The following is a 12,954-nucleotide window of genomic DNA, read 5'->3' as shown; positions in this document are numbered from 1 at the left end:
GGGCTCGTCTTGCAAATTCGTGACGCCGTTCAGTGCGCCAAAATCGCCAGCAGCAGCAAGGCCACGATGTTGGTGATCTTGATCATCGGGTTCACCGCAGGGCCCGCCGTGTCCTTGTAGGGATCGCCAACGGTGTCACCGGTGACGGCCGACTTGTGGGCGTCGGACCCCTTGCCGCCGAAATGACCGTCCTCGATGTACTTCTTGGCGTTGTCCCAGGCGCCGCCGCCCGAGGTCATCGAGATCGCGACGAACAGGCCCGTCACGATCACGCCGAGCAGCATTGCGCCCACGGCCGAGAACGCCGCCGACTTGCCGGCCGCGCCGCCGCCCGCGATCACATAGATCAAGAAGTAGACGACGATCGGCGACAGCACCGGCAGCAGCGACGGGATGATCATCTCCTTGATCGCCGCCTTCGTCAGCAGGTCGACCGCCTTGCCGTAGTCAGGCTTGTCGGTGCCCTGCATGATGCCCGGCTTCTCGCGGAACTGACGCCGCACCTCCTCGACGATGGCGCCGGCGGCGCGGCCGACGGCGGTCATGCCCATCGCGCCGAACAGATACGGCAACAGGCCGCCGAACAAGAGGCCCACCACCACATAGGGGTTGTTGAGCGAGAAGTCCGGCTTGACGCCGGCGAAGTAGGGATGCTGCGCGGAGCCGGCAACGAAGAACTTGAGGTCCTCGTTGTAGGCCGCGAACAGCACCAGGGCGCCAAGACCGGCGGAGCCGATCGCGTAGCCCTTGGTCACCGCCTTGGTGGTGTTGCCGACCGCGTCGAGCGCGTCGGTCGATTTGCGCACCTCCTTCGGCAGGCCCGCCATCTCGGCGATGCCGCCGGCGTTGTCGGTGACGGGGCCGAAGGCATCGAGCGCGACGATCATGCCGGCCAGCGCCAGCATGGTGGCGGTCGCGATCGCGATGCCGAACAGGCCGGCGAGGCTGTGGGTGACCAGGATGCCGGCGATGATCACGATCGCGGGCAGCGCGGTCGCTTCCATCGAGATCGCAAGGCCCTGGATCACGTTGGTGCCGTGACCGGTCACCGAGGCCTGGGCGATCGACTTCACCGGACGGTAGTCGGTGCCCGTGTAGTATTCGGTGATCCAGATGATCAGCGCGGTGACGACGAGGCCGACCACGCCGCATTCGAACAGCGCCATGCCGGTGTAGTCGACGCCCTCGAGCTTGCCGAAGCCGATCAGGTAGTAGATCACCAGCGCGATGCCGATCAGGGACAGGATGCCGGTCGCGATCAGGCCCTTGTAGAGCGCGCCCATGATCGACTGGCTCGGCCCGAGCTTGACGAAGAAGGTACCGATGATCGAGGTGATGATGCAGATGCCGCCGATCGCGAGCGGCAGCGTCATCATGTTGGAGAGGATCGCCGTCTTCGCGAAGAATATCGCCGCCAGGACCATGGTGGCGACCGCGGTCACCGCATAGGTCTCGAACAGGTCGGCGGCCATGCCGGCGCAGTCGCCGACATTGTCGCCGACATTGTCGGCGATGGTCGCCGGGTTGCGCGGATCGTCCTCGGGAATGCCGGCCTCGACCTTGCCGACGAGGTCGCCGCCGACGTCCGCACCCTTGGTGAAGATGCCGCCGCCGAGACGGGCGAAGATCGAGATCAGCGAGGCGCCGAAGCCGAGCGCCACCAGGGCATCGACCACGACGCGACTATCTGGCGCGAGCTTCAGCGAGTGGACCAGGAAGCCGAAATAGAGGGTCACACCGAGCAGCGCGAGACCGGCGACCAGAAGTCCGGTGATGGCGCCCGCCTTGAAGGCGAGCTCGAGGCCGCCGGCAAGCGATTTCGTTGCGGCCTGGGCCGTGCGCACATTGGCGCGGACCGAGACGTTCATGCCGATGAAGCCGGCAGCGCCGGACAGGATCGCGCCGATGGCAAAACCGATCGCGACATACAGCCCGAGGAAATAGGCAAGCAGCACGAAGATGACGATGCCGACGAGACCGATCGTGGTGTATTGGCGCCGCAGGTACGCCTGTGCGCCTTCGCGCACGGCTCCTGCGATCTCCTGCATGCGCGGCGACCCCGCATCCGCGCTCAACACCGAAGACGTCGCCCAAATCGCGTAGACGACGGAAAGCACTCCGCAGAGCACTATCAACCATAATGCTGTCATTTGATTTCTGCCTCAGATCCTTGATGTACCCCCGGCGCCTTTTGTTGTCCGTCGTGCGGTGCGGCGCCTTGATTTCGAACAAGGCCGCCCCCTTGCCCAAAAAGGGGCGGCCTCAGTCGGTCGCAAGCTTGCCAAAATCAAATTGAGGGTGCAACGCCGGATAAGGCCGAAACCGCCGATCTCGGCAGGTATTTAGGACCAAGTGCTGAGAACTAAGATGCCGGTTTGGAGCGATTCTTACAGCATGATCCGGAAAAGCGTGCAGCGGTTTCTCCGAAAAGGTCATGCTCAAACAGTGATCTAAAGCGCGATGACGATTCATCCTGATCGCATCGCGCCTTAGAAGTGGCTGTAGGACAGCCGCCTCAAGAGCAGTTCCTGGCCCTGCCCGTCCAGGAAGCGCGGCCGCTCCTGCCCCTCCACGATCGCGCCGATCATGGTCACCGCAACGCCCTCGGCCCGCCCAGCGGCCATCAGCGCCTCGCTTTGCGCCGGCGGAACGGTGCACAGCACCTCGTAGTCATCGCCCCCCGCAAGCAGCGTCTCGACGCAAACGACTTTGCCGGCGAGCAGGCCGGCCGCCGCGGCCGAGAGCGGCACGCTTGCCGCATCGACGGAAGCCGAGACCCCGGACGCTGCACAGAGCTTGGCCAGATCGCCAGCGAGGCCGTCGGAGACGTCCATTGCTGCGGTCGCATGATCGCGCACCGCTTGCGCCAGCACGTTGCGCGGCTGCGGCACCCGATAGCGTGAGACTAGAAAATCCCGTGCAGCAGGATCGGATATCAGCGCGCCGGCGGCGGGCCCCCCTTTGAGCACGTCGAGGCCGAGCGCGGCATCGCCGATCGTGCCCGTCACCAGGATGCGGTCGCCCGGCCTTGCGCCGGTACGGCCGATCATCCGTCCCCGCGGCACACGGCCGAAGGCCGTGATCGAAATCATCTGCGGGCCCGGCGTCGACACCGTGTCGCCACCGAGCAGAGGACAAGCGAAATTCTTCGCGTCCTCGCCCAGCGCGTCCGCAAAGGGACGGAGCCAGGCATCCTCCTGGCTGCGCAGCGCCAGCGTCAGCACGAAGCCGGCCGGCAGCGCGCCCTTGGCGGCGAGATCGGACAGGTTCACCCGCAGCGCCTTGCGCGCGATGGTCCCGGGCGGATCGTCCGCAAGATAATGCACGCCCTCGACGACGGCATCGGTGGTAACGACGATGTCGTCGCCGGATGAGGACAGGACCGCGGCATCATCGACCAGCCCGAACGCGCCGGGGTCAGTCGCCAGCGGCTTGAAATACCGCGCGATGAGGGCGTCTTCGGCGGAGGGCTGTGTTCTGTCCTGTGTCACGATAGCCGACCCGTCATCCTGAGGTGCGAGCCCTTGCGAGCTTCGAAGCATGGACGGCCGAGGTGCGACCTCAGCGGCACGCCGCCGCCCTTCGAGGCCTCCGCTTCGCTCCGGCACCTCAGGGTGACGGCTACGGCGGAAGTCGTCGTCTCAATTACCCCCGCCCGAACTCGTCGCCACGGAACTGCCGGCCGATCTGGTCGAGCACTGCGTTGACCATGCCGGTCTCCTCGCGGTCGACGAAGGCATTGGCGACGTCGACATATTCCGAAACCACCACCCGGCCCGGCACGTCCTTGCGATGCTGGAGCTCATAGGCTCCGGCGCGCAGCACCGCCCGCAGGATGGCTTCGATCCGCTTCAGGGGCCAGCCCTTCGACAGCGCCTCGTCGATCAGCGGATCGAGCTTCTTCTGGTCGCGCACGACGCCCGAGACCACGTCGCGGAAGAACGCGGCCTCGGCCGGCAGGTAAGTGTCGCCCTCGACCTCGTTGCCGAGCCAATGGCTCTCGAACTCGGCGAAAATGTCGTTGATACCGGCGCCGGCGATATCCATCTGATACAGCGCCTGTACGGCTGCGAGCCGCGCCGCGCCGCGCCGGTTCGCTTTCTTCTCGGTTCCGAGCGGCGGCTTTCTGGTGTTGTCGGCCATGGCTTCAGGCCTGCGCCAGGCGGCGCTTGATGCGCAGCATCGCCAGCGCGGCGCGCGCGGCATCGCCGCCCTTGTCGAGCTCGCTGGCGCGCGCCCGCGCCCAGGCCTGCGCCTCGGTGTTGACGGTGAGGATGCCGTTGCCGAGCGGCAGCTTTCGCGCCACTGCGAGGTCCATCAGCGCGCGCGAGGATTCCTGCGACACGATCTCGAAATGAATGGTGTCGCCGCGGATCACGCAGCCGAGCGCGATCACCGCATCATAGGGCTTGCCGTTCGCCGCCGCGGCATCGACCGCGATGGCGACCGCGGCCGGGATTTCCAGCGCGCCGGGAACCGTGATCACGTCATGCGTCAGGCCGGCCGCCTTCAGCTCGGCCACCGCGCCACCCAGAAGCGCGTCCTGGAGATCGTCATAGAACCGCGCCTCGACAATCAGCGCGCGCGCGCCGGAAATGTCGGTCTGGTCCTTCAGGGGTGCGCGCCGCGCGTCTGCCATCGTTCAATCCGTTCTACAGTCGTCGGCGCGTTATGTAGTCGCCGCCGGCGGGTTAGCCAAGTTGAAAGACACTGTCATTCCGGGGCGCGAAGCGAACCCGGAATCTCGAGATTCCCCGGTGCGCAATTGCGCACCTGTGGTCTGGTCCTTCGGACCATACTGGAATGACCGGCTTTGCCGGTCACTTCATTTCCGTCAGCCGCGCCGCGTAGCGGGCCATCAGGTCGACCTCGATGTTGACCTCGTCCCCCGCCTTCCAGTCGCCGATCGTCGTGACCGTCAGCGTGTGCGGGATGATCAGCACCGAAAAGCTCACGTCCTTGACCGTATTGACCGTCAACGACACGCCGTCGAGCGTGATCGAGCCCTTGGTGGCGATGAACCGCGCCAGCTCCCGCGTGGTGGAGAGCTCGAACCGCGCCATGTCGGGCAGATCCTCGCGGCTGCGAAGCGTCGCGACGCCATCGGCATGGCCGGCGACGATGTGCCCGCCAAGCTCGTCGCCGATCTTCAGTGCGCGCTCGAGATTGAGCCTCGTCCCCACCTTCCAGTGCTTGGCGGTCGTCAACGCCAGCGTCTCGGCGGCGGTATCGACGTCGAACCAGGTCCTTTGAGCAGAGCCCTTGCCGCCTTCCACGCCCGAGGCAACCACCGTCAGGCAGACGCCGTTGCAGGCGATCGAGGCGCCGTCGGCAATCGTGCTCTGATCGTAGCGGCAGGCGATGCGCAGGCGGTGCAGCTGCCCCTGCGCCGTGGGCGTGAAGCTGACGATCTCGCCGATATCGGTGACAATGCCGGTGAACATTACGCGCGCTCGTAGATGGTGAGAGTATCCTTGCCGAAGGTTTCGCTAGCATGAACCTTGTAGGCCGGCGACTGCGTGATTTTCGACAGGGGCAATGCATCGAGCGCATCGACGCCGCCGCTGCCCACCGTTTCCGCCCCGCGGAACAGCCAGATCTCGTCCACGAGATCGGCCGCAACGAAGGACGCGGCGACACGGCTGCCGCCCTCGACCATCAGCCGCGTGATCCCTTTCTCGGCGAGCGCGCGCAGCACGGCCGCAAGATCGAGCCCGGACGCGCCCCCCGGCGACACGCGAATGAGCTGCGCACCGGCCGCGCCAAGCCGCATGGCGGCGGCAGCCTCGGCGAGCTCGGACCCCACCACCCAGAGCGGCGTCTCGCGCGCGGATCGCACGAGCTGGCTCGATGCGGGAATGCGCAGGCTCTGGTCGAGCACCACGCGCACCGGCGAGCGCGCCGCCATGCCCGGCAGGCGGCAGGTGAGGAGCGGATCGTCCGCCAGCACCGTCCCGATGCCGACCAGGATCGCATCGCTGCGCGCGCGGAGAAGATGCACGCGGTCGCGCGCGGCTTCACCCGTGATCGCGAGCGGCTTTCCGCCGGCCGCGCCGATCTTGCCGTCGGGCGAAACCGCGAGCTTGAGGATCACATGCGGGCGGTGATCGCGGATGCGGCGGAAATGGCCGGCATGGTCGAAGGCAGCCTCCGCCGCGCAAAGACCCACATCCACATTGATGCCGGCGGCGCGCAGACGCGCATGTCCCTGGCCTGCGACCTCGGGATTGGGATCCTCGATGGCCGCCACGACCCGCTTGATGCCCGCTGCGATCACCGCATCGGCGCAGGGCGGCGACTTGCCGAAATGCGAGCATGGCTCCAGGGTGACATAGAGCGTGGCACCGCGCGCCGCCTCGCCCGCGCGCCGCAGCGCCTCAGGCTCACCATGCGGCCGTCCTCCGGGCTGCGTCCAGCCGCGGCCGACGATGACGCCGTCCTTGACGATGACGGCGCCCACGGCCGGATTGGGCCAGGTCCGCCCCTGCCCGCGCTTGCCCAGCGAGAGCGCCAGCTCCATGAATCGGCGATCAGCGTCCTTGGCCTCGCGGGCCTTCTGCGCGAACTGATCCTCCAGGATGCGGAAGATCATTTGCGGATCGCGGCGAGCCGCGCTTCCTCCTCGCCGGAGAGTTCGCCGAGCACGTCGGCGAAATCCTTGGCCTCGCGGAAATTGCGGTAGACCGAAGCGAAGCGCACATAGGCGACGTCGTCGAGCGTGCGCAGATGCTCCATCACGGTCTCGCCGATCACCTCGGAGGAGATCTCGGCTTCGCCCCCGGTCTCGAGCTCGCGCACGATGGTGGAGACCATCTTCTCCACCCGCTCCGGCTCGACCTGCCGCTTGCGCAGGGAGATCTGCACCGATCGCATCAGCTTGTCGCGATCGAACGGCACGCGGCGGCCGTTGCGCTTGATCACCGTGAGCTCGCGCAGCTGCACGCGCTCGAAGGTGGTGAAGCGGAAATTGCAGGCGACGCACACGCGCCGCCTGCGGATCACGGACGAGTCCTCGGTCGGACGCGAGTCCTTTACCTGCGTATCCAGACTGTTGCAGTTCGGGCAGCGCATCCGCCTGGCCTAGCCTTACTGGTAGATCGGGAACCGGTCGGTGAGCGCCTTGACCCGTTCCTTGATCGCAGCTTCCACCAGCGGCGCCTTGCCGTCGGAGGACTGCGCGATCGCATTGAGGACCTCGGCGATCATGCCGCCGACCTGCTGGAATTCGGCCACGCCGAAGCCACGGCTGGTCGCCGCCGGCGTGCCGAGCCGAATGCCCGACGTGACGAAGGGCGACTCGGGGTCGAACGGAATGCCGTTCTTGTTGCAGGTGATGGCCGCGCGGACCAGCGCCTTCTCAGAGACGTTGCCCTTGAGGCCCTTCGGCCGCAGATCGACCAGCATCAGATGATTGTCGGTGCCGCCGGAGACGATATCGAGACCATGGCCCTTCAGGGTCTCTGCCAGGGCCTTGGCGTTCTCGACGACGTTCTTGGCGTAGACCTTGAAGTCCGGACGCAGCGCCTCGCCGAAGGCGACCGCCTTGGCCGCGATCACGTGCATCAGGGGACCGCCCTGAAGGCCCGGGAAGATCGCCGAGTTGAGCTTCTTGGTCAGCGTCTCGTCATTCCACAGCATGAGGCCGCCACGCGGACCGCGCAGCGATTTGTGCGTCGTCGTCGTGGTGACGTGCGCATACGGCACCGGCGAAGCATGCACACCGCCGGCGACGAGCCCGGCGAAATGCGCCATGTCGACCAGGAGGTACGCCCCGACGCTGTCGGCAATCTCGCGGAAACGCTTGAAGTCCCAGGCGCGCGAATAAGCCGAGCCGCCGGCGATGATCAGCTTCGGCTTGACCTGCTCGGCCTGCTTGGCCACCGCATCCATGTCGATGATCTGGTCCTCGCGGCGCACGGTGTAGTGCGCGGCCTTGAACCACTTGCCGCTCATGTTGACGGGCGAGCCGTGAGTGAGATGGCCGCCGGCCGCGAGATCGAGCCCCATGAAGGTGTCGCCGGGCTGCAGCAGCGCCAGGAACACCGCCTGGTTCATCTGGCTGCCGGAGTTCGGCTGCACATTGGCGAAATTGGCGCCGAACAGCTTCTTGGCGCGATCGATCGCAAGGTTCTCGGCGACGTCGACCCACTCACAACCGCCGTAATAGCGCGCCCCCGGATAGCCTTCCGCGTACTTGTTGGTCATCACCGAACCCTGCGCTTCCAGCACGGCCCGGCTGACGATGTTCTCGGAGGCGATCAGCTCGACCTCATGGCGCTGCCGGCCGAGCTCGCCCTTGATGGCGGCGGCGATTTCCGGATCGGCCTGCTCGAGCGAGGCGGTGAAAAACGAATCGGGCGCGGAAGCGGTTTTGGGTGCGGTCATCTTGCGAATATCTCCACCGCCGCAGCCTTGTGGCGGGCTACGGACGGGTCTGGTGTGGCGATCGGAAGCGGCGAGCGCGATCTACCACATCGCCCGCAACAGGCCAAGCATTTGCGGGTCGAGCCTGATATTTATGCAAGATGTGGTGGCGGATTGGATGTTTTGAGCGCGGGAGCGGTTCTATGGAACCACTCCTCTGCACTGTCTCGACGGGCCGCTGCGGGCCTCATCTCCGCCAACAGCCACCGGCTCGAGCCGGCGGCGTTTCACAGCCCGGTATACCCCGCCTTCACCGGATCCACGCTGCCGTCGAGCTGGCGCAGATAGGTCAGGCCGCAAACCGTCAACCTGTGAGGGTCCTTCTCGCCGGCTTCCATCAACGTATTGAGATAGTTCGTGACCTTGGCCCGGGCCTCCGCGCTCGCCGCGGCGGTGCGGTTGGCGAGCAGGTCATAAGTCTGCATGATGCGGTCGATGGCAGCTTCCATGGCATCCTCTGGTTGGTCGCGATTTTGGGAGTTTCGATCAGGCAACCGCCTTGGCCTCGATCTGCGCCTGGAACCGGGCAATCGCCTTGTTGGCCAGCCTGATCTTGTTGAATTCGCCTTGATCGAGAAGCTTGACGATGAGGCCGAGCAGGCGTTCGTCAGTGACGAGCGAGTCGGGGATCGCGCCGGAACGGCGAAGGTAATTCGCGGCGATGCCATAGGCCTCGCTGACGAGTTCCACGTTCATCGCCCGAAGCCCGCGCTCGACCAGCATCGACATCTCTCCGATCCGAAGGAGATAAGCGCCCAGCCCGGAACTGGTTCCTCACGGCCGGCGCTTTTTTTCGCAGGTGCGAGAACACAAAACGCACCGGTCCGGAAAATCCGGGCCGGCGCGCTTGGGGAGGTCAGGCACGTTCGGGAAGGCTGCCGGTCTTGTTGCGGGCCGGCTTGGCCTTGATCCCTTCGGAAAACTCAGAGGCGATAGAGGATCTGGTCGGTCCAGAACCGCTCGAGGCGGTGCAGCGACTTGTTGAGGGTCGCAAACTCGTCGCCGGAGATGCCGCCGACCTGCTCCACCGTCTTGACGTGCTTCTGGTAGAGCGCATCGACGATGCGGCGGACTTCCTGGCCCTGCGGGGTCAGGCGGATGCGCACCGAGCGGCGGTCAACGCGCGAGCGCTGATGATCGAGGAAGCCGAGCTCGACGAGCTTCTTCAGATTGTAGGAGACGTTGGAGCCGAGATAGTAACCGCGCGTGCGCAGCTCGCCCGCGGTCAGCTCCTTGTCGCCGATGTTGTAGAGCAGGAGCGCCTGGACCGAGTTGATGTCCGCACGGCCGCGACGATCGAATTCATCCTTGATCACGTCGAGGAGCCGGCGATGCAGCCGCTCCACCAGAGTCAAAGCTTCCAGATAGAGCGACTGCACCGAACCCTGCTGGCCGGAGACGCGCTCTGCGGTATCTGCCGCAGTTGCGACGGCTTTCATCATGACACTTCCCCTGTTGTCGTTTTTATCGACACTTATTCGACGAAACTTGTGTCCCGCCTGATAGGTGCAACTTAAGGGGCGCGTTTGAAGATCGGCTTAAATAAGAGAATAAAGAGATCATGAATTTAAGACAGTGAATTGCGGATTAAGCCTGTGCCACAAGCACTTTTCGCAACCCTCTGTTGACCTTCGCAAGGTCCTGTTCACCCTCCGTCCGCCCCTGTTGTCGCATTCCAGAACAGCCCCGCCCCGTTTCGAAACGCGCGCGTAAGAGCTGTGGCGAAAGCGGCTGGTTAGCGAAAACTTACGTCGAATTTTACGCAACCAACGGTCAACCAAGAGCAACACTCTCAGGTCCCGGACCAGCGCCGCGAAGCGGAGCGCAGAACCGGGATCCGGATGTCGCAAGTGAGGTCACGGAGAAATGGGCCCCGGCCCAGCAGTGCATCACTACGTGCTGCGCTGCGTCCGGGGCACGAGTGCTCGCGCGTCGAGAAACGCCGCTACGGCGGCCGTTCGCGCGCGGCCATCCAGGCGAGCGCGAGATAGGCGGCGAGCATAAAGACCTCGACGCCGACCACGACGAGGCTGCCGCCGTAGATTCCGGGGAACATCAGCTCGATCACGGCCATCGACACCACGGTCGTGAGCCACACCACCGCGCCCCAGGGCGTGGCGAGCCAGAGGCCGACCGCGGCCACGAGCTCGATCACGGCGAAGTAGACGGTCGCGGCCTGCCAGGCCATCGACTGGTTCTCGAATGCCTCGTCCTCGCCGCCGACGAACCCCGTCACTTGGGCCCAGTGATAGAGACCCTTCAGGATCGAGAGCAGCGCCATCACCCGCAGGAACAGCACCAGCCTGCGCGTCCAGACATTGTCATCGGACTGGGTGCGCTCCGACGAGATCGCCGCCACCGACAACGCGCTCTCTCTGGCATTGTCTCGGGCGGCGTCCCTGGCCTGGGCGCCGTCGCGGGCCGCATCGCGGGTGGAGATCTCGGACATGGCCCCTTCTGGCTGCTTCGCCCCGCAAAATCAATCGGCTGCCATCCCTTGCGGCAGGTCAAGCCGCGGTGACGGGAACCGTGCGAGCTGGTATAAGAATAATTCCAGCCGGAGGAAGAGTGATGGCGATCAAATACGGGCGTCCGATCGAATTGCGCGAGGTTTCGCGCCGGGATAGCACGGCAGTGCCCCATGCCCTCGATCTGACCGTCCGTCCGCGCCGTAACCGCAAGGCCGAGTGGGCCCGGCGCATGGTGCGCGAGAACATCCTCACCACCGACGATCTGATCTGGCCGCTGTTCCTGATCGACGGCCACAACAAGCGCGAGCAGGTCGCCTCGATGCCGGGTGTCGACCGCCTCAGCGTCGACCAGGCCGTGCGCGAGGCCGAGCGCGCGATGAAGCTGACCATCCCCTGCATCGCGCTGTTTCCCTACACCGACCCCTCCCTGCGCGACGAGGAAGGTTCGGAAGCCACCAACCCCGACAACTTGGTCTGCCAGGCGGTGCGCGCGATCAAGAAGGAGTTTCCGGAGATCGGCATCCTCTGCGACGTCGCGCTCGATCCATTCACCAGCCACGGCCATGACGGCCTGATTTCCGACGGCAAGATCCTGAACGACGAGACGGTGGCGGTGCTGGTGCGCCAGGCGCTGGTGCAGGCCGAGGCCGGCTGCGACATCATTGCGCCCTCCGACATGATGGACGGCCGCGTCGCCGCGATCCGCGAGGGGCTGGACCGCAACGGCCTGCTCGACGTGCAGATCATGGCCTATGCGGCCAAATATGCCTCCGCCTTCTACGGCCCGTTCCGCGACGCCATCGGCTCGGCCAAGACGCTGACCGGCGACAAGCGCACCTATCAGATGGACAGCGCCAACACCGACGAGGCGCTGCGCGAGGTCGAGCTCGATATCGCCGAGGGCGCCGACATGGTGATGGTGAAGCCCGGCATGCCCTATCTCGACGTGATCCGCCGCGTGAAGGATACATTCGCGATGCCGACCTTCGCCTATCAGGTCTCCGGCGAATACGCGATGATCGCGGCCGCCGCGAACAACGGCTGGCTCGACGGCGAACGTGCCATGATGGAGAGCCTGCTCGCCTTCAAGCGCGCCGGCGCGGACGGCGTGCTGAGCTATTTCGCGCCGAAGGCAGCGGAGAAGCTGCGAAACCAAGCTTAAGGCATCGCAGCGTAGGCAGAGCGAAGCGCGCCCATCCTCCCGGCTAGCAATCGCGGAATGATGATGGGCACGGCGCTCATGCGCCTTTGCCCACCCAACGGCTGCCTCTCCTTCGTCGCCCCGGCGAACGCCGAAAGAAGTGGGAATTCGCGGCAATAGCTGCGCCGGTCACCACCAAGGCCCCGCCCCCGAATCGCCGGAATATTTCGGTTTGCTGACGCCCGCGCGCCCTTGGCACGGGCATGGTCTGCTCCCATGTCGTGACACGAGGGGTTTTCCTCCCGGGAGGACGGACGATGTCGTATGACTCGAGTGATTCAGGCGTCTGGCGCAATGACGGCGGGGTGCAGCCGCACGCCTACGACCCCTACCTGCATCCGGAACTGTTCCGCGGCGTGGCGACGCGGCGGGTGTTCGCGTTCCTGATCGACATGGTCGTGATCTCGGTGCCCGTGATCCTCGGCTACGTCTTCATCGCATTGTTCGGCGTGGTCACCCTCGGCATCGGCTGGGCACTGTTCTGGATCGCCTGGCCGGCCTCCGTCATCTGGGCCATCGTCTATTACGGCGCCTGCATCGGCGGTCCGTCGTCGGCGACGATCGGCATGCGGGTCATGGACCTGGAATTGCGCACCTGGTACGGCGCGCCCGGCTACTTCGTGCTCGGCGCCACCCATGCTGTGCTGTTCTGGATCACGGTCTCGTTCCTGTCGCCCTTCGTGGTGCTGGTCGGCCTGTTCAACGGCCGCCGTCGCCTGCTGCACGATTTCGTGCTGGGCACGGTCGTGATCAACAATTCCGTCCGCGCTCCCGTGCCTCAGGCGGCAAGACCGTACTGATCAAGAACCTATCAACCAGGACCGACTAAGCTGAGTGATCTGACCTGCCGAGCAGACC

At 65.4% G+C, this 12,954-nt stretch carries 14 protein-coding genes; 2 read left to right on the top strand and 12 right to left on the bottom strand.

The features are described 5' to 3' along the window. Window positions 1–29 precede the first annotated feature (29 nt). The 12 genes from AC1RQP_RS00140 to AC1RQP_RS00085 form a co-directional block, all read right to left on the bottom strand. Window positions 30–2,150, bottom strand: coding sequence for a sodium-translocating pyrophosphatase (locus AC1RQP_RS00140; protein ID WP_239623912.1), 2,121 nt, complete (start codon window positions 2,148–2,150; stop codon window positions 30–32). A 339-nt stretch (window positions 2,151–2,489) separates the two neighbouring features. Then, window positions 2,490–3,491, bottom strand: coding sequence for a thiamine-phosphate kinase (gene thiL / locus AC1RQP_RS00135; RefSeq protein WP_492935516.1), 1,002 nt, complete (start codon window positions 3,489–3,491; stop codon window positions 2,490–2,492). A gap of 154 nt (window positions 3,492–3,645) precedes the next feature. Continuing rightward, a complete protein-coding gene (gene nusB / locus AC1RQP_RS00130) occupies window positions 3,646–4,143 on the bottom strand; it encodes a transcription antitermination factor NusB (protein WP_194393592.1) in 498 nt (165 codons plus the stop codon). Window positions 4,144–4,147: 4 nt separating this feature from the next. Then, complete coding sequence (gene ribH / locus AC1RQP_RS00125; RefSeq protein WP_492935515.1) at window positions 4,148–4,639, bottom strand: 6,7-dimethyl-8-ribityllumazine synthase; 492 nt, start codon at window positions 4,637–4,639, stop codon at window positions 4,148–4,150. Window positions 4,640–4,820: 181 nt separating this feature from the next. After that, window positions 4,821–5,444, bottom strand: coding sequence for a riboflavin synthase (locus AC1RQP_RS00120; RefSeq protein ID WP_239623914.1), 624 nt, complete (start codon window positions 5,442–5,444; stop codon window positions 4,821–4,823). Beyond that, the gene (ribD, locus tag AC1RQP_RS00115) at window positions 5,444–6,592 is read right to left on the bottom strand and encodes a bifunctional diaminohydroxyphosphoribosylaminopyrimidine deaminase/5-amino-6-(5-phosphoribosylamino)uracil reductase RibD (RefSeq protein ID WP_239623915.1); all 1,149 of its coding nucleotides are present in this window, start codon (window positions 6,590–6,592) and stop codon (window positions 5,444–5,446) included. The genes AC1RQP_RS00120 and ribD overlap by 1 nt, the downstream gene beginning before the upstream one ends. After that, window positions 6,589–7,071, bottom strand: a complete 483-nt coding sequence (gene nrdR / locus AC1RQP_RS00110) for a transcriptional regulator NrdR (protein ID WP_011087793.1) — start codon at window positions 7,069–7,071, stop codon at window positions 6,589–6,591. Before nrdR ends, ribD begins: the two co-directional genes overlap by 4 nt. A gap of 15 nt (window positions 7,072–7,086) precedes the next feature. Then, window positions 7,087–8,385 (bottom strand): serine hydroxymethyltransferase, encoded by a 1,299-nt coding sequence (glyA, locus tag AC1RQP_RS00105; RefSeq protein WP_028179041.1) that lies wholly within the window; start codon window positions 8,383–8,385, stop codon window positions 7,087–7,089. A 266-nt stretch (window positions 8,386–8,651) separates the two neighbouring features. Then, window positions 8,652–8,873 carry a hypothetical protein gene (locus AC1RQP_RS00100; RefSeq protein WP_492935514.1) on the bottom strand — a complete coding sequence of 74 codons (222 nt, stop codon included), beginning with the start codon at window positions 8,871–8,873 and terminating at the stop codon, window positions 8,652–8,654. 37 nt (window positions 8,874–8,910) lie between these two features. Further along, the gene (locus AC1RQP_RS00095; RefSeq protein WP_492936349.1) at window positions 8,911–9,147 is read right to left on the bottom strand and encodes a hypothetical protein; all 237 of its coding nucleotides are present in this window, start codon (window positions 9,145–9,147) and stop codon (window positions 8,911–8,913) included. 200 nt (window positions 9,148–9,347) lie between these two features. Then, window positions 9,348–9,866 carry a transcriptional regulator LdtR gene (gene ldtR / locus AC1RQP_RS00090; RefSeq protein ID WP_025036696.1) on the bottom strand — a complete coding sequence of 173 codons (519 nt, stop codon included), beginning with the start codon at window positions 9,864–9,866 and terminating at the stop codon, window positions 9,348–9,350. 503 nt (window positions 9,867–10,369) lie between these two features. Further along, complete coding sequence (locus tag AC1RQP_RS00085) at window positions 10,370–10,873, bottom strand: DUF6163 family protein (protein ID WP_035674874.1); 504 nt, start codon at window positions 10,871–10,873, stop codon at window positions 10,370–10,372. Window positions 10,874–10,995: 122 nt separating this feature from the next. On the opposite strand from AC1RQP_RS00085, the gene hemB reads away from it, so the two are divergent. Together hemB and AC1RQP_RS00075 are read left to right on the top strand one after the other, a co-directional pair. Continuing rightward, entirely contained in the window at window positions 10,996–12,057 is a 1,062-nt protein-coding gene (gene hemB, locus AC1RQP_RS00080) for a porphobilinogen synthase (RefSeq protein WP_492935513.1), read from the top strand. A gap of 296 nt (window positions 12,058–12,353) precedes the next feature. After that, entirely contained in the window at window positions 12,354–12,896 is a 543-nt protein-coding gene (locus tag AC1RQP_RS00075; protein ID WP_028179044.1) for an RDD family protein, read from the top strand. The last annotated feature ends 58 nt before the right edge of the window (window positions 12,897–12,954 follow it).

Source organism: Bradyrhizobium sp. GW821-FHT13H06 (genome assembly GCF_058803975.1).
This window is presented reverse-complemented; position numbering and strand designations above follow the sequence as displayed.

Excerpts from the sequence above, each read along its gene's own strand:
- AC1RQP_RS00140 (WP_239623912.1), bottom strand. The coding sequence starts at position 2,150 with ATGACAGCATTATGGTTGATAGTGCTCTGCGGAGTGCTTTCCGTCGTC.
- nrdR (WP_011087793.1), bottom strand. The coding sequence starts at position 7,071 with ATGCGCTGCCCGAACTGCAACAGTCTGGATACGCAGGTAAAGGACTCG.
- AC1RQP_RS00100 (WP_492935514.1), bottom strand. The coding sequence starts at position 8,873 with ATGGAAGCTGCCATCGACCGCATCATGCAGACTTATGACCTGCTCGCC.
- ribD (WP_239623915.1), bottom strand. The coding sequence starts at position 6,592 with ATGATCTTCCGCATCCTGGAGGATCAGTTCGCGCAGAAGGCCCGCGAG.
- AC1RQP_RS00095 (WP_492936349.1), bottom strand. The coding sequence starts at position 9,147 with ATGCTGGTCGAGCGCGGGCTTCGGGCGATGAACGTGGAACTCGTCAGC.
- AC1RQP_RS00120 (WP_239623914.1), bottom strand. The coding sequence starts at position 5,444 with ATGTTCACCGGCATTGTCACCGATATCGGCGAGATCGTCAGCTTCACG.
- ribH (WP_492935515.1), bottom strand. The coding sequence starts at position 4,639 with ATGGCAGACGCGCGGCGCGCACCCCTGAAGGACCAGACCGACATTTCC.
- hemB (WP_492935513.1), top strand. The coding sequence starts at position 10,996 with ATGGCGATCAAATACGGGCGTCCGATCGAATTGCGCGAGGTTTCGCGC.
- AC1RQP_RS00075 (WP_028179044.1), top strand. The coding sequence starts at position 12,354 with ATGTCGTATGACTCGAGTGATTCAGGCGTCTGGCGCAATGACGGCGGG.
- ldtR (WP_025036696.1), bottom strand. The coding sequence starts at position 9,866 with ATGATGAAAGCCGTCGCAACTGCGGCAGATACCGCAGAGCGCGTCTCC.
- glyA (WP_028179041.1), bottom strand. The coding sequence starts at position 8,385 with ATGACCGCACCCAAAACCGCTTCCGCGCCCGATTCGTTTTTCACCGCC.
- AC1RQP_RS00085 (WP_035674874.1), bottom strand. The coding sequence starts at position 10,873 with ATGTCCGAGATCTCCACCCGCGATGCGGCCCGCGACGGCGCCCAGGCC.
- nusB (WP_194393592.1), bottom strand. The coding sequence starts at position 4,143 with ATGGCCGACAACACCAGAAAGCCGCCGCTCGGAACCGAGAAGAAAGCG.